The following is a 20,759-nucleotide window of genomic DNA, read 5'->3' on the forward strand; positions in this document are numbered from 1 at the left end:
AGCTCGTCAGATTTCAAACGCGTCGTTAACCAGCTTTTTCTGCTCTTCAATGTGAACCGACATATGTCCACAGGCTGGAGCAGCAGAAGCGTCACGACCGGCATACTGAAGATACAGTTTTGGGTTGTGGCGATGCAGCGCATTTCTCATATGATGCTGGCTGCAATACCAGGCACCCTGGTTCATGGGCTCTTCCTGACACCAGACCACGTGCTTGAGCTTGTTGTACTGGCTCAGGAGCTCATCCAGATCCTCTCCCGGGAACGGATACAGTTGCTCAATACGAACGATCGCAACATCATCCCGCTCGTCTGCCTTCTTGCGCTCCAGCAGGTCAAAATAGACCTTGCCACTGCACAGGATCAGACGAGTAACTTTCTTCGGATCGGAAGGCTCTTTCTCGGGCAGCACTGTCTTGAAAGTGCCTGAGGTCAGGTCATCGAGATCCGAGGTCGCTTCCTTGTGGCGCAACAGGCTCTTGGGCGTAATCGCTACCAACGGCTTGCGTAGCGGGCGCTTGACCTGGCGACGCAGCATGTGGAAAACCTGGGACGGAGTTGTTGGCACGCACACCTGGATATTGTGTTCCGCAGACAGCTGCAGGAAGCGCTCAAGGCGTGCCGAGCTGTGCTCTGGCCCCTGCCCCTCGTAGCCATGCGGCAACAACAGTGTCAGGCCACACAGACGGCCCCACTTGTGCTCGCCACTGGTCAGGAACTGGTCGATCACCACCTGGGCGCCATTGGCGAAATCACCAAACTGGGCTTCCCATACAATCAGGCCGTTTGGAGCCGTTGTTGCGTAACCATATTCGAACGCCATCACGGCTTCTTCAGACAGCAGCGAGTCGAAAATCTCGAATCTTGGCTGGTCTTCCGCCAGGTGCTCCAGAGCGATATGGGTTTGGCCATCCTTCTGGTTATGCAGTACCGCGTGACGATGGGAGAAGGTGCCGCGGCCTACATCCTGGCCGGTGATACGGATCGGATGTCCTTCATTGATCAGCGTGGCGTAGGCCATGATCTCGCCATAGCCCCAGTTGATGGGCAAGGCACCGGCTGTCATCTTCTCGCGGTCACTGATGATCTTGGACACCTGGCGCTGAACACTGAAACCTTCTGGAATGTGCGTCAGCTTTTTACCAAGCTTCTGGATCGTCTTCAGGGCAACGCTGGACTTGCATTTCGCCGTCCATTCATGGCCCAGATAAGGGGTCCAGTCAACGTAGAGCTCCTTGTTGGGCTCCTTGACCAGAGACTTGACCACATGGTCACCCTTGTCGAGCTCATCGCGGTAGTCCAGCTCGATCTGCTTTGACTCTTCCTGGGTGATAATCCCGTCTGCCACCAGTTTCTCGGCGTACAGGTTACGGGTCGTGGTCAGCTTGCGAATCTTGTCGTACATTACCGGCTGGGTAGCAGCCGGCTCGTCCGCCTCGTTGTGGCCGCGGCGGCGATAGCACACCAGATCAATCACCACGTCATTCTTGAACTCATGGCGATAGTCCATGGCCATCTGAGTCACGAACATCACCGCTTCAGGATCATCCGCATTAACATGCAGGATCGGAGCCTGGATCATCTTGGCCACGTCCGTGCAGTATTCGGTCGAACGGGCATCTTCCTGCTTGCTGGTGGTAAAACCGACCTGGTTATTGATGACGATATGGATGGTACCGCCAACACCGTAGCCCCTGGTCTGGGACATCTGGAAGGTTTCCATGACCACGCCCTGCCCGGCAAAGGCGGCGTCGCCATGCATGATAATGGGCACACACTGGGTACCGTTGGGGTCTTCCCGGCGGGTCTGACGGGCACGAACAGAACCCACAACCACCGGTGAGACAATCTCCAGGTGTGACGGGTTGAAAGCCAGTGCCAGGTGAATCTCACCGCCTTCGGTCATCACATTCGAGGAGAAACCCTGGTGGTATTTGACGTCACCAGAGCCGGAGTCGGCGAGTTTCTTGCCCTCGAACTCATCAAACAGCTCTTTTGGATTCTTGCCGAGCGTGTTCACCAGCACGTTGAGACGGCCCCGGTGAGCCATACCCAACACAATTTCCTTGGCGCCGTAGCTACCAGCCCTCTGGATGAGTTCGTCGAGACAGGGAATCAGACTTTCAGCACCTTCAAGACCAAAGCGCTTGACGCCCGGGTAACGGGACCCCAGGTACTTCTCAAGACCCTCGGCGGCGGTAAGACGTTCCAGAAGGTGCTTGCGAGTCTCGGCCTCATAGTTGGGCCGTGAGCGGACCGGCTCCATGCGCTGCTGGAACCACCGCTTGATGCGGGTATCCACGACATGCATGTATTCGGCGCCAATACTTTCACAATAGGTCTGGCGCAGGCCGTCCACAATATCCCTGAGCTTCATGGTCTCGGAACCGAAGTTCAGGGAGCCGGTCTGAAACTCAAGGTCGTAGTCTGCTTCGGAAAGCTCATGGAATGACGGATCGAGGTCTTCCACCTGAGGACGTTTCCAGACCCCGAGAGGGTCAAGCTTCGCTTCCTGGTGGCCACGGAACCGAAAGGCGTTGATCAGCTGAAGCACACGAATCTGTTTCTTGTCTGCATCCGCCGTTGCGCTGGCAGGAACGCCACCGGTGGCGATGAAACGCTGATTTCGGGAAATGTGCTCGAACTGTTGACGTATAGATGAATGATCTATATCGCGGCCTTTGTAGCCATCCACACTGGGAAGTTTGTCGAAGTAACTGCGCCACTCTTCAGGAATGGCATTAGGATCGGTCAGGTAGGTTTCGAAAAGCTTTTCAACATAGGCAAGATTTCCACCCTGCAGGTGGGAAGTCTGCCATAACTGCTCCATTATGCTTTCGTGCATTTTGAATAGCTCACCTTGGGCTGGTGCGGGGAGCTGGCTATGGTCGGCCAGGGGTAAATCTGAGTCAATACGGGTTTTTACGGGATCGACTGTGGCCACCACACCCAACAAGGATGTTTTCCGTTCCCCGGTGGTTATTATACTCAGCAAAGCCGTGGCAGAACTTTATGAGTTCCCGTCACGGCTTGCGTAGTTTGCACCCTGATAAGACTTTTGACTATAAGCCTTTGGTTGAAGAGCCCGCTTCGTTGCGGGCCCTCCCAGGGCGCCGAGCTTGTCAGCACAGTATAGCGCCTGTGTCAGATTCTGCTTACGTCGCCCGCTGAAGCAGAAGATTGCGGATGTGGCCGATTGCCCTTGTCGGGTTGAGGCCTTTGGGGCAGACACTGACACAGTTCATGATACCGCGGCAGCGGAATACGCTGAACGGGTCATCAAGGTTGGCAAGCCTCTCCTCCTGGGCCGTATCCCGGCTGTCCGCCAGAAAACGATAGGCCTGCAGCAAACCCGCCGGACCAATGAACTTGTCCGGGTTCCACCAGAAGGACGGGCAAGCCGTAGAACAGCAGGCACAGAGAATACACTCGTACAGGCCGTCCAGCTTTTCCCGGTCCTCCGGAGACTGGTAACGCTCAATGGCAGGCGGTGGGTTATCGTTAACCAGGTACGGCATAACCTTTTCATACTGTTTGTAGAAAAGACTCATGTCGACCACGAGGTCGCGAATAACCGGCAGGCCGGGCAGCGGGCGCAAAACCAGCTTGTTGTTCTTCAGAACCTCGGACAGCGGGGTAATACAGGCCAGACCGTTCTTGCCGTTCATGTTCATCCCATCTGACCCACAGACACCTTCCCGACAGGAACGGCGGTAAGCCATTGAGGGGTCCTGTTCCTTGATCAGGTTCAGGACGTCGAGAACCATCAGGTCCTTGCCTTCCGGGACGTTCAGCTCTACGTCCTGCATGTAGGGCGCATTGTCTGTTTCCGGGTTATAGCGGTACAGGCTTACTAACATTGCTCAATCCCCCTTAGTAAGTCCGGATCTTCGGCTGGAAAGTATCAACCGTTTTCGGAGCGAAGTTTACGTCTCGCTTGCCAACACGCTTGTCCAGCGGGAAGTAAAGCGAATGCTTCAGCCAGTTCTCGTCATCACGCTCTGTAAAGTCATTACGGGCGTGAGCACCACGACTCTCTTTACGCTCGAAGGCTGAAACAGCTGTTGCCAGGGCAACTTCGTACAGGTTGTCCAGCTCCAGAGCTTCAATACGGGCGGTGTTGAAGGCGCTACTGGTGTCCGCAAGCTTGGTGTTGCGAACACGCTCACCGATGGATTCCAGCTTCTTGAGACCTTCTTCCATGCTCTTACCGTCACGGAATACGCCGAAGTACAGCTGCATACAGCTCTGCAGGTCCTTGCGGACCTCGGCAACACTCTCACCTTCAGACGCATTGTTCAGGCGATCCAGGCGGGCCATGGCATTCTTGATGTCTTCCTCGCTGGCGCCATCGACGTCGAAGCCACCACGTAGCTGCTCTTCGATGTGCAGGCCGGCCGCACGCCCGAATACCACCAGGTCGAGCAACGAGTTACCGCCCAGACGGTTGGCACCGTGTACGGAAACGCAGGCAGCCTCACCACAGGCAAACAGCCCGGGAATCGGCTTGTCGTTGCCGTTTTCATCCTGGGTCAGTGCCTGACCACCCACGTTGGTGGGAATACCGCCCATCATATAGTGACAGGTAGGCACTACCGGCACCGGCTCTTTTACCGGATCCACGTGTGCGAAAGTCCGGGACAATTCGCAGATGCCCGGCAGGCGCAGATTCAGGGTCTCTTCACCAAGGTGATCAAGCTTCAGCAGAACGTGATCCTTCTCCGGGCCACATCCGCGGCCTTCCAGGATCTCGATAACCATGGAACGGGCAACAACATCTCGTCCCGCGAGGTCTTTTGCGTTCGGCGCGTAACGCTCCATGAAGCGCTCACCCTCAGAGTTGATCAGGTAACCGCCCTCACCGCGGCAACCTTCGGTCACCAGTGTGCCCGCACCATGAATACCGGTGGGGTGGAACTGCCACATTTCCATATCCTGCATCGGGAAGCCGGCACGCAGCGCCATGCCGATGCCGTCACCGGTATTAATCAGGGCGTTTGTGGTGGAAGCGTAAATACGACCCGCACCACCAGTTGCCAGAACCGTAGCCTTGGACTTGATATAGGCCACTTCGCCGGTTTCGATCTCGATGGCAACAACACCAACCACTTCGTTCTTGCTGTTCTTGACCAGATCAACCGCGTACCACTCATTCAGGAAAGTGGTACCACCTTTCAGGTTCGCCTGATACAGAGTGTGCAACAACGCGTGACCGGTACGGTCAGCAGCGGCGCAGGTACGGGCAGCCTGGGCGGGGTTATCCGGCCCCTTGGACTGACCACCGAAAGGACGCTGGTAAATACGGCCCTGCTCGGTGCGGGAGAACGGCAGGCCCATGTGCTCAAGCTCAAAAACCGCCTGAGGGCCGACAGAGCACATGTACTCGATAGCGTCCTGGTCGCCGATATAGTCGGAACCCTTGACGGTATCGTACATGTGCCAGCGCCAGTCATCGTTTGGATCGGCACTGGCGATAGCGCAGGTAATACCACCCTGGGCAGACACCGTATGGGAACGTGTCGGGAAAACCTTGGTGATACACGCGGTATTGACGCCGGATTCGGTCAACTGAAGGGCGGCACGCATACCGGCACCGCCACCACCGATAACAATCGCGTCATAAGACATGGTCTTGATATTAGCCATTAATTAAAGCCCCCAAAGAATCTGAATGCCCCAGACTACATACACGAACATTATCAACCCACACAGCGCCTGGACCAGGAACCGGGGCAGAGTCGCCTTGATGTAATCCGTTGTTACCGTCCAGAGCCCTACCCAGGCATGCGCACCAATTGACAGCAAGGCAAGCAGGGAAAAGATACGGAACCAGGTCTGATCAAAGAGTCCTGACCAGGTTTCATAACTGACGTCAGACGTCAGCAGAAAACCGAACAGGAAAATTGTATACAGAGCAAGTACGTAGGCGGTGACTCGCTGGATCAGCCAGTCATAGACGCCACTGCGTCCGAGGTTCGTTACGCTGTTTACCATACCCAGACTCCTGCCAGAATGATGAGAATAACGGAAATCGCGACTGTGGCTTTAGCAGCGAGCCGTCCACTTTCCAGCTCTTCGCCGATGCCCATATCCATCAGCAGGTGCTTGATACCTGCCACCAGGTGGTACAACAAGGCAGACAGAATGCCCCAGGTAATCAGCTTCGCCAGGAAGCTGTCCAGCAATCCACTTACGCGGCTGAAGCCCTCTTCCCCGGATAGGGAAAGCTGAAGTCCGTACAGCATGAAAGCAACACCCACAAAAATGATGATGCCACTGACGCGATGCAGTATGGACGTGATGGCTGGCAGCGGAAAATGGAACTTGCCGAGATCGAGATTTACTGGTCGTTTGCTATTCACAGCGCTCTCACACTCTCTCTTGGTTCCGCGGGGCCGGAAATACCGGATGCGGATGGTTGGTATGTAAGGATCTGCGTGCAGAACATGTCCGGCACACGATTGGCTAAGGAGGGAGAAAAACCGGCATGCGCTCTTCTGAAATCTGACGCTGCGGCCTGTTATATCCCCGATTCCGGGCTAGGGATTATAAGGAGTACCCCTTTCAATTACAAACACGCAACTCTGCGAAACCCCGTAAAATCAGGGCCCGGAACTCGCTATAAAGATAATTGACAAAACCAATTCTTCCCCGAAAGCGACCCTATTCCGGGTTTCCCTGATTTACAGGGATTGTGAAATATAAGGTTTTATTGCGTCTTCCATTGACAAAAAAAGCCAACGCCCTATATTTTGCCGCCAGTTTTGCGATAATACGCGCCTTCTAGCGCATCCAAATGCTGATAAATAGGAGAGCACCATGACCGACAGGAAAGCCACGCTTTCGGTGGGTGACAAGTCCATTGAGCTACCGGTTTATTCGGGCACCGTCGGCCCTGACGTCATCGACGTGAGAAGCCTGGTCCAGGAAGGCGTTTTCACTTACGATCCCGGATTTGTATCCACTGCGGCCTGTGAATCAAAGATCACTTACATTGACGGCGCCAACGGTGTTCTCCTGCACCGGGGCTATCCGATTGAGGAACTGGCGGAGAACTCGGACTACCTGGAAGTCTGCTACCTGCTGCTGAAGGGCGAACTGCCGACCGCCGAAGAGAACAAGAAGTTCCACGAAACCATCAAGAACCACACCATGCTGCATGACCAGATGCGCAACTTCTTCCAGGGCTTCCGCCGGGATGCGCATCCAATGGCCATCATGTGTGGTGTTGTCGGGGCACTTTCCGCCTTCTATCACGACCAGATGGACGTTACCGACGTACACCAGCGTGAAATTACAGCGCATCGGCTGATTGCCAAGATGCCGACCATTGCCGCCTGGTGCTACAAGTACAGCATTGGCCAGCCATTCATGTATCCCCGCAATGACCTGTCCTACTCCGAGAATTTCCTGCAGATGATGTTTGGTGTTCCCTGCGAGGAATACAAACCGAATCCGATCCTTGCGAAAGCCATGGACAAGATCTTCATCCTGCACGCAGATCACGAGCAGAACGCATCTACTTCGACGGTTCGTCTGGCGGGTTCCACTGGCGCCAACCCCTATGCCTGTATCGCCTCCGGCATTGCCGCACTGTGGGGGCCGGCTCACGGTGGCGCCAACGAAGCCGTACTGGATATGCTTGCGGAAATCGGCGACGAGTCCAACATCGAGAAGTTTATTGCCAAGGCCAAGGACAAGGACGACCCCTTCCGCCTGATGGGCTTTGGCCACCGCGTTTACAAGAACTTCGACCCCCGCGCCAAGGTAATGGCAGAGACCGCACACGAGGTCCTGACCGAGCTTGGCCTGGAAAACGATCCTCTGCTGCGGATCGCCCAGCGCCTTGAGAAGATCGCGCTCGAAGACGAATATTTCGTCAAGCGTAAACTGTACCCGAACGTGGATTTCTACTCTGGCCTGATCCTCAAGGCGATTGGCATTCCCACATCGATGTTTACCGTTATCTTCGCGCTTTCCCGCACCATTGGCTGGTTCTCGCACTGGAACGAAATGGTCAGTGGCGATTATCGCATCGGCCGGCCGCGTCAGCTGTATACCGGCCCAACGTCCAGGAATTACCCGAAGAAATAACCCCGGAAATCTGAAATCCCAGGGCCGCTGCAACAGCGGCCTTTTTTGTGCCCTCACATTCTGTAATGATTACGGCTGTCTTTCCGCTAACAATAATCAAGCCCCGGAGAATCAGTGATGAAAGTAACCGCAGCATTTATAGGTCTTGGCATCATGGGCTACCCCATGGCGGGCCACCTGGCGAACGCCGGGGTCGAGGTCCAGGTATGGAATCGCACTGCCGCAAAAGCAAACACCTGGGCAGCCGAGTATCAGGGAAAAGCCTGCGAATCCATTGCAGCCACCGTTGATAATGCAGACTTCGTGTTTACCTGTGTAGGCGCCGATACCGACCTGACAGAAGTCTACGAAGGTTCCGACGGCATCATTGCCAATGCCAAGCCCGGCGCCGTTCTGGTCGACCACACAACAGCCTCGGCAGGGATCGCTGAGAAGCTGGCCCAGCTTGCCAGGGCCCGTAACCTCGAGTTTATTGACGCGCCTGTATCTGGTGGCCAACAAGGTGCTGAAAGGGGACAGCTCACTATCATGTGCGGTAGCGAACCTGATGCATTTTCCCAGGCGAAACCGCTGATGGAACACTATTCCAAGGCCCTCAACCTGATGGGGCCTGTCGGAAGTGGACAGAAAACCAAAATGGTGAATCAGATTGCAATCGCCGGCCTGGTTCAGGGGCTGTCCGAAGCGCTCCATTTTGCGGAACAGGCAGAACTGGACGTACGCAAGGTAGTGGACGTCATCTCAAAGGGAGCCGCCCAGTCATGGCAGATGGAAAATCGCTCCGGCACCATGATTGATGGGGAATTTGAACACGGGTTTGCCGTTGACTGGATGCGCAAGGACCTGGCGATCTGCCTCGAGGAAGCGCGCAAGAACGGCGCCAGGATTCCGGTTGCGGCGCTGGTGGATCAGTTCTATGGCGATGTTCAGCAGATGGGCGGGAACCGCTGGGATACGTCGTCGCTGATTCAGCGGCTGAGGAAGAAGGGGTAGGGTTCTGCGAATGCCTGCTCCCCCTCTCCCCCACCCCCTCTCCCCTCGCGGGAGAGGGGGAAAGGCTTTCTCCCCTACTTCTTCTCTTTCGGCTGCCACTTCCCGTTCACATACCAAGCCGACCAGCCTGTCGCCTTGCCGTCTTTTTCCGACATGACGTACTGTTCCTTGGTTTTACGACTGTAGCGAATAACCGTCGGGTTGCCTTCGGGATCTCGCTCGGGCGCATCCATCAGATAATCGTACTTCGGATCAATTTCCTTGCGATGGGGTTTGATCTCCATCACCAGCGGAGGCCGGGTCTCACGATTTTTCGGGAATTTGCTCGCCGCGAGGAACAATCCTGAGGCTCCGTCCCGCAGTACGTAGGTATCATCAACCTTCTGGCACTGCAGTTCCGGCATGGGCACCGGGTCCATCTTGGGCGGAGCCGGCTCGCCACTTTTCAGCAGTTTCCGGGTATTCTTGCATTCGGTATTGGTACAGCCAAAATACTTGCCAAAACGGCCTGTCTTCAGCTGCATTTCAGAACCGCACTTGTCGCACTCCAGGGTCGGACCTTCATAGCCCTTGATGCGGAAGGTGCCCTTCTCCACTTCATAACCGGAACAGTCAGGATTGTTACCACACACATGCAGCTTGCGCGTCTCGTCCACCAGGTAGCTGTCCATGGCGGTGCCACATTTGGGGCAGCGACGCTTCTTGCGCAGCAGACGGGATTCGCCCTCACCCTCTACATCTTCATCGGCGCTGACCACTTCGTCGCCTGAAACCAGGTTAATCGTGGTTTTACAGCGCTCCTTTGGCGGCAGGGAATAGCCTGAACACCCCAGGAATACGCCGGTACTGGCGACGCGAATCTGCATCGGACGACTGCAGGTCGGGCACGGTATGTCGGTTTCTGTCGGGGTGTTGGCCCGCATACCACCGTCATCGCCTCTCTCGGCGGTTTCCAGTTGCTGCCGGAACCGGGCATAAAAGTCGTTCAGGACCTTTTTCCAGTCGACCTCGCCGTCGGCAATTTCATCCAGCTCGTCTTCCATCCGCGCGGTAAAATCAAAATCCATCAGGTTCGGGAAAGACTCTGTCAGGCGCTCGGTAACGATCTCACCCATCTTCTCCGCATAGAAACGCCGGTTCTGCAGCCGCACGTAACCACGATCCTGGATGGTGGAAATAATGGACGCATAGGTAGAAGGCCGGCCAATGCCCTGCTTCTCAAGCTCCTTGACCAGGCTGGCTTCCGTGTAACGCGGTGACGGCTTGGTGAAGTGCTGGCTGGGATCAAGCTTTTTCAGGTCCAGGGTTTCATTGACCTGGATGTCGGGAAGCGCAATGTCTTCGTCTTTTTTGGCAGACTGGGGCGCCACCTTGAGGAAACCTTCAAACTTGATAATACGCCCACGAATACGCAGCTCATAATCGCCGTTAGCGACCAGAATAGACGTGCTCAGGAACTCAGCATCCGCCATCTGGCAGGCAATGAACTGGCGCCAGATCAAGTCATAAAGCTTCTCAGCGTCCTTCTCCAGGCCACTAATGTCTGCTGGCCTCCGACTCACATCTGTCGGGCGAATGGCCTCGTGGGCCTCCTGAGCACCCTCCTTGCTACCGTAAACTCTGGGAGACTCGGGCAGGAACTTGTCGCCGAACTGCTTTTTGACAAATTCACGACAACTCGCCACGGCGTCCTGGCTCAGGTTGGTGGAGTCGGTACGCATGTAGGTGATAAAACCGGCTTCATAGAGGCGCTGGGCCAGCATCATCGTTTTCTTGACGCTGAATCCCATCCGGTTACTGGCCGCCTGCTGCAATGTTGACGTAATAAACGGAGCCGAGGGCCGCGATCTGGTCGGTTTGTCTTCGCGCTTGGCAACCTTGAACGTGCCCGACTTCAAGCGCTCAACATGCTCAGCACTCTCTTTCTCGTTGACCGGACGGTAGGCCTTGTCGTTATATCGGGTGACCTCGAAGCGTACCGGTTTGTCGGCTTGCTTCGACATCAGATCAGCGTGCAACTGCCAGAATTCTTCGGGAACGAACTTGCGGATTTCCCGTTCCCGTTCGACGATCAGCCTGACGGCGACCGACTGGACCCGGCCGGCCGACAGGCCGCGGGCAATCTTGGCCCATAACAAGGGGGATACCATGTAACCCACGACACGGTCCAGGAAGCGGCGTGCCTGCTGGGCATTGACGCGATTCTTGTCCAGATTACCAGGATCCTTGAAGGCTTCCTGAATGGCGCGCTTGGTAATCTCATTGAATACCACACGGCGATACTTGTCCGGTTCGCCGCCGATGGTTTCCTGCAGATGCCAGGCAATGGCCTCCCCTTCGCGGTCAAGGTCCGTCGCCAGATAGATGTGGTCGGCGGATTTTGCCAACCGCTTGAGTTCGCTGACCACCTTTTCCTTGCCGGGCAGGATCTCGTAACGGGCGCTCCAGTCATGATCGGGGTCGACGCCCATGCGGGCCACCAACTGCTCCCTGGATTTCCGCTTTTTATGAACCGCCTTTTCTTCAGGGCTCATCTTGCGGGTCAGTGCGGCCTGTCTGGCCCTCTCTTTCGGATCCGAGGTTGAGCCGCTGCCACTGACCGGCAGGTCACGAATATGCCCAACGCTGGACTTTACAATGAAGTCGGAGCCCAGGTATTTGTTGATGGTCTTCGCTTTCGCTGGCGACTCGACAATAACGAGACTTTTACCCATATCGGAGATCTGTGTCCTTGGCGATAATCGGTTAAAAAATCAGCAAACCGTAAACTCGCTGTAAAATCAGTCGGCTAGAAAACAGTTAATAGCCGCCACATTGGTATAGGTGCATTGTTTTACAGGGTCAAGAAAAGCAAGACAACCCATTCTTTCGTTTCTGACCAGCTTTTTTACGCCGTCAGAGACAGGAAAGCCCGGCGTTTTGCCGGGCCTCCATGGATAGCGTTACTGACTCTGTTCAATGAATCAGAGACGCTCCCATACCGTGGCAATGCCCTGGCCCAGACCGATACACATGGTGGAAACACCAAGCTTACCGCCCTTGGCCTGCATTACGTTCAGCAGGGTTGTAGAGATACGCGCACCGGAGCAGCCCAGCGGATGGCCCAGGGCAATCGCGCCGCCATTCAGGTTCACTTTCTCTTCCATCACGCCCAGCAGCTTCAGGTCTTTCAGCACCGGGAGCGACTGACCAGCAAAGGCTTCGTTCAGTTCCCAGAAGTCGATGTCTTCGACTTTCAGGCCTGCACGCTTCAGGGCCTTTTTGGTAGCCGGAACCGGGCCGTAACCCATGATCGCGGGATCACAACCGGCAACTGCCATGCTGCGGATCTTCGCCATCGGCTTCAGACCCAACGCTTCGGCGCGTTCAGCAGACATCAGCACCATGGCGGCGGCACCGTCAGTCAGCTGTGAAGAAGTACCGGCAGTCACGGTACCATTCTTCGGATCGAAGGCCGGCTTGAGCTGGCTCAGGGATTCAACGGTGGTCTCGGGACGGATGGTTTCGTCCTCTTCGATCAGCACCTTGAAGCCGTTTTCATCGTGACCTTCAATGGGCACAATTTCGTTCTTGAAACGGCCTTCCTGGGTCGCTTCGTGGGCCAGGCGGTGTGACCGCGCACCAAACTCGTCCTGCTGCTCACGGGTAATACCGTGCATCTTCGCCAGCATTTCTGCGGTCAGGCCCATCATGTTGGAAGCCTTGGCAGAATACTTGGACGCAGCCGGGTTGTGGTCGAAGCCTTCGGTCATGGGCACGTGGCCCATGTGCTCGACACCACCAATCACAAACACGTCACCATTGCCGGTCTGGATGGCCTGGGCCGCAGTGTGGATTGCGCTCATGGCGGAACCACACAGACGGTTGACGGTCTGCGCCGCGGATTCATGCGGAATGCGGGTCAGCAGGGAAATCTGCCGCGCCACGTTGAAGCCCTGTTCCTTGGTCTGGTTTACACAGCCCCAGATCACGTCTTCAACTTCTTTCGGGTCGAGCTTCGGGTTGCGCTCAAACAGTGCTTCAATCAGCGCAGCCGACAGGTTTTCCGCACGTACATTGCGGAAGCAGCCATTCTTGGCACGACCCATTGGACTCCGCACGCAATCGACGACGACAACGTCTCTCGGATTAAGGCTCATAGATCTTTCTCCGTTCGGAAATCTCGTTCAGGGTTAGCCAAAGAACTTTTCGCCAGTCTTGGCCATTTCACGCAGCTTCTCGGTCGGGTGATACAAAGCACCAAGATCTGCAAACTTGTCTGCCAGCTCGACGAACTTGTCGACACCCATGTCGTCGATATAACGCAGGGCACCACCACGGAACGGCGGGAAGCCAATACCGTAGACCAGGCCCATATCGGCGTCTGCCGGGTCTTCAACAATGCCATCTTCCAGGCAGCGAACGGTTTCCAGGCACAGGGGCAGCATCATGCGGGCAATGATGTCCTCGTCGCTGAAATCGTTCTTACCCTGAACAACCGGTTCAAGCAGCTTGTAGGTTTCTTCGTCGACAACCTTCTTCTGCTTGCCCTTGCGGTCCAGTTCGTACTTGTAAAAGCCCTTGTCGTTCTTCTGTCCGTAACGGTTGTTATCGAACATCACGTCAATGGCCGTGGTGCCTTCATGCTTCATCCGGTCCGGGAAGCCTTCGGCCATCACTTCGCCGGCGTGCTTGCCGGTGTCCATGCCAACAACGTCCAGCAGATACGCAGGACCCATCGGCCAACCAAACTTTTCCATGACCTTGTCGACGTGCTGGAAGTCAGCGCCGTCGCGCACCAGATTCACGAAACCGCCGAAGTACGGGAACAGCACGCGGTTCACCAGGAAGCCGGGACAGTCGTTTACAACAATCGGGGTCTTGCCCATGGCCTTGGCATAGGCAACCGTGGTGGCAATGGCACGGTCGGACGTCTTCTCGCCACGGATGACCTCGACCAGCGGCATCATGTGTACCGGGTTGAAGAAGTGCATGCCGCAGAAGTTTTCCGGACGCTTGAGGTTAGCCGCCAGCTTGTTGATGGAAATGGTGGAGGTGTTGGAAGTCAGAATGGTGTCTTCGCGAACCGACTCTTCGGTTTCACGCAACACCGCGTCCTTGACCTTCGCGTTCTCAACGACCGCTTCAACCACCAGGTCGACGTTCTTGAAGTCGCCATAGTTCAGAGTCGGGGTAATGTTGTTCAGAACGTCCGCCATCTGATCGGGCTTCATCTTGCCCTTGTCGATGCGCTTGGTCAGAAGCTTCTTGGCTTCCTTCAGGCCGAGTGCAATACCATCCTGGTTGATATCCTTCATCAGGATCGGCGTACCCTTCAGGGCTGACTGGAATGCAACACCACCGCCCATGATACCGGCGCCCAATACGGCGGCCAGTTTCACTTCGTTGGCTTCTTTTTCCCAGGCCTTGGCCTTCTTCTTGAGCTCCTGATCGTTCAGGAACAGGCCAACCAGGCACGCGGCAACGTTGGTCTTGGCCATCTTGGCAAAGCCTTTGGCTTCAACCTCGATCGCCTTGTCACGGGTCAGGCCGGCGTGCTTCTGCATCACCTTGATGGCCTCTACCGGCGCCGGGTAGTTCTTGCCAGCCTGGCCGGCAACAAAGGCCTTGGAGATTTCGAACGCCATCATGCTTTCCATGGCATTCAGCTTGATCTTGCCTTTCTTCTCTTCACGACGGGCCTGGTAATCCAGTTTGCCGTCGTTGCACTGGTTGATGATGCCTATGGCAGCTTCCACCAGCTTTTCGCCTTCGAGAACGGCGTCAACGGCGCCAATCTTCAGGGCCTTATCGGCACGGTTCTCGGTGCCGCCGCAGATCCATTCAACCGCGTAATCAACGCCTACCAGACGTGAAAGGCGAACGGTGCCGCCGAAGCCCGGGAAAATACCCAGCTTCACTTCCGGCAGGCCCACTTTTGCCTTCTTGTCCATTACCCGGTAATCGGTGGCCAGGCACATTTCAAAGCCGCCACCCAGAGCGATACCGTTAATGGCGGTAACTGTGGGGAAAGGCAGGTCTTCAATAGCATTGAATGCTTCGTTGGCCTTCAGATTGTTGGCAACCAGGTCTTCTTCGGGCCCTGCGAACAGGTCGGTAAACTCTGTAATATCGGCACCAACGATAAAGCTGTCCTTGGAGCTGGTCACTACCAGGCCCTTGAGGCCCTTCTGTGCTTGCAGCTTGTCGGTCGCGGCGCGGAGCTCTTCAATCGTCAGACGGTTGAACTTGTTCACTGACTCACCCTGCAAGTCAAAGTTCAACTGAGCGATCCCGCCTTCGATCTCTTTAACCGTGATGGCTTTACCTTCGTAAATCATCAACTGATCTCCAGTCTGTGTTTGGAACTGCTGAAACAGCCGCACAAGCGCTCGCCAGGCGGCCGCTGATGCAGCGAGATTTCGGTCACTACCCGATCAATCGATCCAAAATTCATACAGTCGTTTGAATCGTGAGGTGACACGATGAAAAAAAACAGCCCGTTTGTCAATTTGTTTCTGGAAAAACAACCGGACCTGCCCCAGAAAGGGCTGCCGAGCGGCATCTGGAGGCGGATGGAATTGTTGTTTATCAAGCGACTACAGCGGTGAATGCAGATAAAACCGGAACTTCATCACGTAAATTTCAAACTTGTTTACATTTGCTCCCGCTTCACCCCGCAAAACTGCTTGATTGGCCGGCTCAGTTACTTTACCTTCGGATTAAGACTTTAGTCCACAATAATAAAGCAGCCTTACGGAGACCCATCCGATGAAAGACGCTCGCCTGCGAGTACGCTCACTTGTAACAGCCCTGGTACTGTTGCTGATTACTTCCTTTACAGTTCGCGCTCAGGAGCAGGGAGACGGCTTTCTCTCCGACCTTCACAATTTCCGTGTCAGCAACTACGTGGCACTGGATGCCTACTACCGCTTCAGTGCCAACGGCGACACCGAGACACTGAACGAGATTGTGGCCGCCATCAACGAGGCCAACGAATCCATGAACTCCATTGCCGACAGCACCGCTGGTGTACTGTCCGGGGAGCAGGTTGAAAGCCTCAACGTGGAATTCGACAGGTTCAAGGACCTGATGCGCAGCAATATCAATGATGTGCGCAACACAGGTTACCCGGATCTGCGTCTGGTTTCGGATATGGCGAACCAGGCACTGCTGATGAGCCAGGTGGCGACCGAGATGTACACCCTGGCCCAGGAAAGCAGCGAAACCGAAATTAACAGTCGTATCGAGGCCGCTCGTTCTGCGGCAGTCACCATGGCACAGATGATGGCGAAGTACTCCGCACGCACGCATTCTTCGGTAGCCCAGACATTCCAGGGCTCATCCAACGATGTACCGCTGGACGAGCAGGCACGCCTGTTTGACACGTTGCTATCCCGGGTAACTGAAGGCGGCGCCCAGGGCCAACTGAAAAGTACACTGAATGACCTTACTTCCAAATGGGAGTTTATCCGCGGCTCTTACATCAATTACAACGACAACAATGTTGCCTTTGTGATTGACCGCTACTCCAAAGGTATTCTCAGAGGCCTTGAGACAACCATTGGCCTGCTGCGCGAAAGAGCTGCCTGACCAGTCTCCGGTCCGGGGCAGCTTCTACGCCCCGGGCCTCCCCTTTACAGTGACCTTTTATTCCAACGTTTTTGATACCTGTCAGTATTGGTTTACACTTCTGAGGTAAAGTACTTCTCAACCAAGCCCCGATTCAGACCTCATCCGCGAAGGAGCGATGCGATGTCAATCTACCAGAAAATTCTCGTGGCCATTGATCTCACTGAAGAAGCCCCACAGGTTCTCAACAAGGCTGTGGAGATCAGCAAGGCCCATGGCGCGCAACTCATGCTGGTGCACGTTGTGGAGCCAGTGGGCTACGCCTACGGTGGCGATATTCCCATGGATCTGACAGAGCTCCAGGATCAGCTCGACAAGGCAGCCAGGGAACAGCTGGCCAAATATGGCGAACAATATGGGGTGGCGAAAGAGAATCAGGTGGTGACAGTAGGCCGTCCCGAATCCGAAATCCATCGACTATCGAAGGAGCAGGATACAGACCTGGTTATCGTCGGTAGTCACGGGCGCAAGGGTTTTCAACTGCTGCTGGGATCCACCGCCAACGGCGTGCTGCACGGAACTGTGTGCGACGTCCTTGCGGTTCGCATTCAGTAAACCCTTCTCGCATGATGGCGCCTCAGGCGGCGCCATCCCCCCGCATTTTTGCTTCCAGCTTGCGAAGCTGGCTTTCCAGGGAAAAACTCACACTGGAGGCCATGGAAAAGAAATTCAGCAACGCCTTGAGATTGCTGTCGCCCTTGCAGACTGAATGAATACGCTGCCACAGGGCCTGATTGACCAGTTGCAGACGCTGGTTCCTCTCCACCAGCCCCTTAAGCTCCCAATCCGGCTCCTGGTGATTACGCTTCGCCAGATACTGCTGCAGCAGATAGTGGGAAACACTTCGCATAATAAACTCATCACTACTGGCAAATGGCAGATGATGAACCGCCATGGACTTCAGCTCAGACAGCACCGGACACCCGCTGGTGGCCATTTTCAGGCCCAGGAGAGAACGCAACGCCTCTTCCAGCGTTGTTGACTTTGAGTAGGTCCTGCGATCGTCGGTAACAACCACATCCACTTTCTGGTAGGCGTCTTCAGCCTGAAAGGCGTTCACCACCGGCAGTATCTCCACAGCCGCCGGGCACTGGGGAGACTCGGCGACCTTCAACGGACAGTTGGAACACTGGCAGTGCTCCAGTTTTGTCCACGCAGGCAGGTTGCCTTTCGCTTCCGCTGGCTGGTCCGTTACCTTGAAATCCACAGACCGGTTGTCTTCAAATCGGAATTGATACGTTACGTTCATTGATTCGCCTGTTCTTCCAGCTCCATCCACCGCTCAATAGTCTTTTCCAGACGGGCTTCCTTGTTCTCCAGCTCTGCCAGAGTCGCGGATACCTCATCCGCCGGGCCAGAATAGAACTCCGGGTCCGAAATTGTCTGACGGAGGCCTTCCAGCTCTTTCTCCAGATCCTCGATCTGCCCCGGCAATTGCTCCAGCTCCAGTTTGAGCTTGTAACTGAGCTTGGCGGGCTTTGCCTTTGCCGACTGAGTTCCGGACGGTTCGGTTACTGGCTCTACCGATGGGGCTGGCCTGTCGTTCATCGGCGGCCTGGACACCTTCCTGTTCCCCCCTTCGGAGGGAAATCGGCCGCCTTGTCTTCGCCAGTCGGTATAACCACCAACAAACTCCGCCACCCTACCAGAGCCATCCAGAAATACGGTGTCGGTTACCACATTATCGAGAAACTCCCGGTCGTGACTGATTACGATCACCGTTCCCGCGAATTCCACCAGGCGTGACTCCAGCAGCTCCAGGGTTTCCACATCAAGATCGTTGGTGGGCTCATCCAGAACCAGAATATTGGCGGGTTTACTGAACAGTTTGGCAAGCAGCAACCGCGCCCTCTCACCACCAGAGAAAACACGCACCGGTGAGCGTGCGCGTTCCGGGCTGAACAGAAATTCCTGCAGATATCCGAGAACATGCTTGCTCTGGCCGTTGATTTCTATGAACTCACGCCCTTCGGAGAGGTTATCCAGGGCGTTACGCTCCAGATCCAGTTCACCGCGAAGCTGGTCAAAATAGGCCACCTGAAGGTTGGTTCCCAAACGGATCCGACCTTCAGTGGGCTTGAGATCCCCGAGCAGCAAGCGGACCAGTGTGGTTTTACCGGTTCCGTTTTCACCAACCAGACCGATCTTGTCGCCCCTCAGGACCGTCATGTTCATGTCCCGGATAACCGGTGTGCCGTCCGGGTATGCGAATCCTGCTTCGGTGGCTTCGACCACCAGCTTTCCGGAACGAGCCGCGTCCTCCACCGAGAAGCTTGCCGTACCACCACGTTCACGCCGCTGCCGGCGCTCCTCCCGCATGGCCTTGAGCGCCCTCACCCGGCCCATGTTACGGGTTCGGCGTGCCTTGATTCCCTGGCGTATCCAGGCCTCTTCCTGCTTCAGGCGCTTGTCGAACAGGGCGTTCTGACGCTCCTCCTCTTCAAGCGCTTTTTCCTTGAGATCCAGGTAGCGGTCGTAAGTAGCGGCAAAACTCACCAGGTGTCCCCGGTCCAGTTCCACAATTCTCGTCGCCATCCGGCGGATAAAGGCCCGGTCATGGCTTACAAACAGTATCGCACCCCGGAACTGCCCCAGAGCCTCTTCCAGCCAGGCAATCGCAGGCACATCCAGGTGGTTTGTTGGCTCATCGAGCAGCAATACATCAGGCTCGGTAACCAGCGCACGGGCGAGCAGAACCCGGCGCTGCCAACCACCCGACAGCGTATTCAACGTCTGGTCCGGATCAATACCGTACTGGGCAAGAATGGCGCCTACCTTCTGGTCCAGCCGCCAGCCGTCAAGCGCCTCCAGGCGCTCCTGGACCTTCATCATGCGGTCCAGACTCGCCTCATCCGCATTCTGTGTCAGTTTGTGATATTCGGCGAGAAGGTCGCCGGTCTCAGGAAACGCACCGGATACGGCTTCATAAGCAGTCCGTGTGTCGTTAACAGGCAGGTTCTGGGGCAATACCGACAGCTTTGCGCCGTCTTCCAGCCTTACGACTCCCCCGTCCGGCACTACCTCGCCGGTGACAATCTTCAACAGGGTGGATTTTCCCTCTCCGTTGCGCCCGAGAAGGCACACACGTTCTCCGGGCTCCATGGTCATGGAGGCCTGGTCAAGCAGTGGCTGCATGCCAAAAGCCAGGGATACGGCATCCAGCGTTAACAATGGCACGTTATTGATTCTCCGTTTTTGCAGTAGTTGTGATCGCGACGGGACTTCCCACACGGATTTCCCCGCTCGACTCATGAATGGCGTTCATTCCGAAAATCACACCATCAGGAGTCCGCCTGAATTTTCCAAGCTCCCTCAGGGGCTGAAGATCCGGAGCTTTTGTGCCGTGGTCAGGGTCTACTGTAGTCATCACACAGCGCGAACAGGGTTTTACCAGGCTGAACGCGGTTCCGTTGATGGACAGTGCCCTCCATTCATCTTCGTCCCATGGGGCTGCGCCCTCAACGACAATATTGGGCCTGAAACGTCGCATTTCCACCGGTGTCTCTAGCCGTGAGTTCAGCTCTTCCAGCGAGGCGAGACTGGTGATCAGGAATGGAAAGCCATCCGCAAAACTGACCCGACGATACTCTGTAACCCGACTGGCATCAACGCGGCGAAAACTCTCATCAGGCATGAAGACAAATCTGAAGGTTGCGCCGCAATATCGGGACAGCGCCTCGGAAGCGTCGTGGTCACCGTAAACCGCTTTCGCCCAGTCCCCCCAGATTCTGACCCGACAGTCCTCATCGCCAGCAATCAGCGGGAATTCCCCCTCACCCGGAATATTTACCAGTACCCGCCCTGCTTCCAGGCGGGTTCCGATCCTGGCGAGTTCGGGGTTGTTACGCTGGCTTACGAACTGCCGGTCAACATCAACAATCATCCAGCGTCTGTCGCCGGCAGGACCAAAATCATCTATACAGAATGAGGAAACCTGAATCCCTGCGAGAGATTTTACCGGATAGACATACAATGAATGTACTTGCATGGAGACTCCCGGAACGTGATTAAATGCAATGACGTGATCCGGCAGTATACCCGAGAAACGTGGTTCAACGCTGC

The 20,759-nt window shown here is 55.7% G+C and carries 15 protein-coding genes; 4 read left to right on the plus strand and 11 right to left on the minus strand.

The genetic code is table 11. The features are described from left to right. Window positions 1–6: 6 nt before the first annotated feature. From QPM17_RS18180 to sdhC, 5 genes are all read right to left on the minus strand, one after another. Entirely contained in the window at window positions 7–2,844 is a 2,838-nt protein-coding gene (locus QPM17_RS18180) for a 2-oxoglutarate dehydrogenase E1 component (RefSeq protein ID WP_285392554.1), read from the minus strand. A 310-nt stretch (window positions 2,845–3,154) separates the two neighbouring features. Continuing rightward, window positions 3,155–3,859: a succinate dehydrogenase iron-sulfur subunit gene (locus QPM17_RS18185; RefSeq protein WP_285392556.1), complete on the minus strand. Its 705-nt coding sequence runs from the start codon at window positions 3,857–3,859 to the stop codon at window positions 3,155–3,157. Between the two features lie 13 nt (window positions 3,860–3,872). Then, the gene (gene sdhA / locus QPM17_RS18190) at window positions 3,873–5,645 is read right to left on the minus strand and encodes a succinate dehydrogenase flavoprotein subunit (RefSeq protein WP_285392558.1); all 1,773 of its coding nucleotides are present in this window, start codon (window positions 5,643–5,645) and stop codon (window positions 3,873–3,875) included. A 3-nt stretch (window positions 5,646–5,648) separates the two neighbouring features. Next, the gene (gene sdhD / locus QPM17_RS18195; protein WP_285392559.1) at window positions 5,649–5,993 is read right to left on the minus strand and encodes a succinate dehydrogenase, hydrophobic membrane anchor protein; all 345 of its coding nucleotides are present in this window, start codon (window positions 5,991–5,993) and stop codon (window positions 5,649–5,651) included. Beyond that, on the minus strand, window positions 5,987–6,361 hold the full coding sequence (gene sdhC, locus QPM17_RS18200; RefSeq protein ID WP_285392561.1) for a succinate dehydrogenase, cytochrome b556 subunit: 375 nt from the start codon (window positions 6,359–6,361) through the stop codon (window positions 5,987–5,989). Before sdhC ends, sdhD begins: the two co-directional genes overlap by 7 nt. A 457-nt stretch (window positions 6,362–6,818) precedes the next feature. Between sdhC and gltA the strand changes: the two genes are divergently transcribed. Together gltA and QPM17_RS18210 are read left to right on the plus strand one after the other, a co-directional pair. Next, complete coding sequence (gene gltA, locus QPM17_RS18205; protein WP_285392563.1) at window positions 6,819–8,093, plus strand: citrate synthase; 1,275 nt, start codon at window positions 6,819–6,821, stop codon at window positions 8,091–8,093. A 117-nt stretch (window positions 8,094–8,210) separates the two neighbouring features. Next, on the plus strand, window positions 8,211–9,086 hold the full coding sequence (locus QPM17_RS18210; protein ID WP_285392564.1) for an NAD(P)-dependent oxidoreductase: 876 nt from the start codon (window positions 8,211–8,213) through the stop codon (window positions 9,084–9,086). A 74-nt stretch (window positions 9,087–9,160) separates the two neighbouring features. On the opposite strand, the gene topA is transcribed toward QPM17_RS18210, so the two are convergent. The 3 genes from topA to fadB all read right to left on the minus strand — a co-directional run bounded on the left by topA (window position 9,161) and on the right by fadB (window position 15,406). Continuing rightward, on the minus strand, window positions 9,161–11,800 hold the full coding sequence (topA, locus tag QPM17_RS18215) for a type I DNA topoisomerase (RefSeq protein ID WP_285392565.1): 2,640 nt from the start codon (window positions 11,798–11,800) through the stop codon (window positions 9,161–9,163). Window positions 11,801–12,049: 249 nt separating this feature from the next. Beyond that, window positions 12,050–13,225 carry an acetyl-CoA C-acyltransferase FadA gene (fadA, locus tag QPM17_RS18220; protein WP_285392567.1) on the minus strand — a complete coding sequence of 392 codons (1,176 nt, stop codon included), beginning with the start codon at window positions 13,223–13,225 and terminating at the stop codon, window positions 12,050–12,052. A 33-nt stretch (window positions 13,226–13,258) separates the two neighbouring features. Further along, complete coding sequence (gene fadB / locus QPM17_RS18225) at window positions 13,259–15,406, minus strand: fatty acid oxidation complex subunit alpha FadB (protein WP_285392569.1); 2,148 nt, start codon at window positions 15,404–15,406, stop codon at window positions 13,259–13,261. Between the two features lie 430 nt (window positions 15,407–15,836). Here fadB and QPM17_RS18230 point away from each other — a divergent pair, with 430 nt between their 5' ends. Together QPM17_RS18230 and QPM17_RS18235 are read left to right on the plus strand one after the other, a co-directional pair. Continuing rightward, a complete protein-coding gene (locus QPM17_RS18230; RefSeq protein WP_285392570.1) occupies window positions 15,837–16,658 on the plus strand; it encodes a hypothetical protein in 822 nt (273 codons plus the stop codon). Between the two features lie 162 nt (window positions 16,659–16,820). Next, window positions 16,821–17,252, plus strand: a complete 432-nt coding sequence (locus QPM17_RS18235; protein ID WP_285392572.1) for a universal stress protein — start codon at window positions 16,821–16,823, stop codon at window positions 17,250–17,252. Between the two features lie 22 nt (window positions 17,253–17,274). On the opposite strand, the gene QPM17_RS18240 is transcribed toward QPM17_RS18235, so the two are convergent. From QPM17_RS18240 to QPM17_RS18250, 3 genes are read right to left on the minus strand one after another with little or no spacing between them, the layout of a single operon-like run. Then, the gene (locus QPM17_RS18240) at window positions 17,275–17,946 is read right to left on the minus strand and encodes a DUF6901 family protein (RefSeq protein ID WP_285392574.1); all 672 of its coding nucleotides are present in this window, start codon (window positions 17,944–17,946) and stop codon (window positions 17,275–17,277) included. After that, window positions 17,943–19,874: an ATP-binding cassette domain-containing protein gene (locus QPM17_RS18245; protein WP_422732783.1), complete on the minus strand. Its 1,932-nt coding sequence runs from the start codon at window positions 19,872–19,874 to the stop codon at window positions 17,943–17,945. The genes QPM17_RS18240 and QPM17_RS18245 overlap by 4 nt, the downstream gene beginning before the upstream one ends. 1 nt (window position 19,875) lies before the next feature. Continuing rightward, entirely contained in the window at window positions 19,876–20,685 is an 810-nt protein-coding gene (locus QPM17_RS18250) for an MOSC domain-containing protein (protein WP_285392576.1), read from the minus strand. Between the last annotated feature and the right edge of the window lie 74 nt (window positions 20,686–20,759).

It is taken from the genome of Marinobacter azerbaijanicus (assembly GCF_030250645.1).
GTDB lineage: Bacteria > Pseudomonadota > Gammaproteobacteria > Pseudomonadales > Oleiphilaceae > Marinobacter > Marinobacter azerbaijanicus.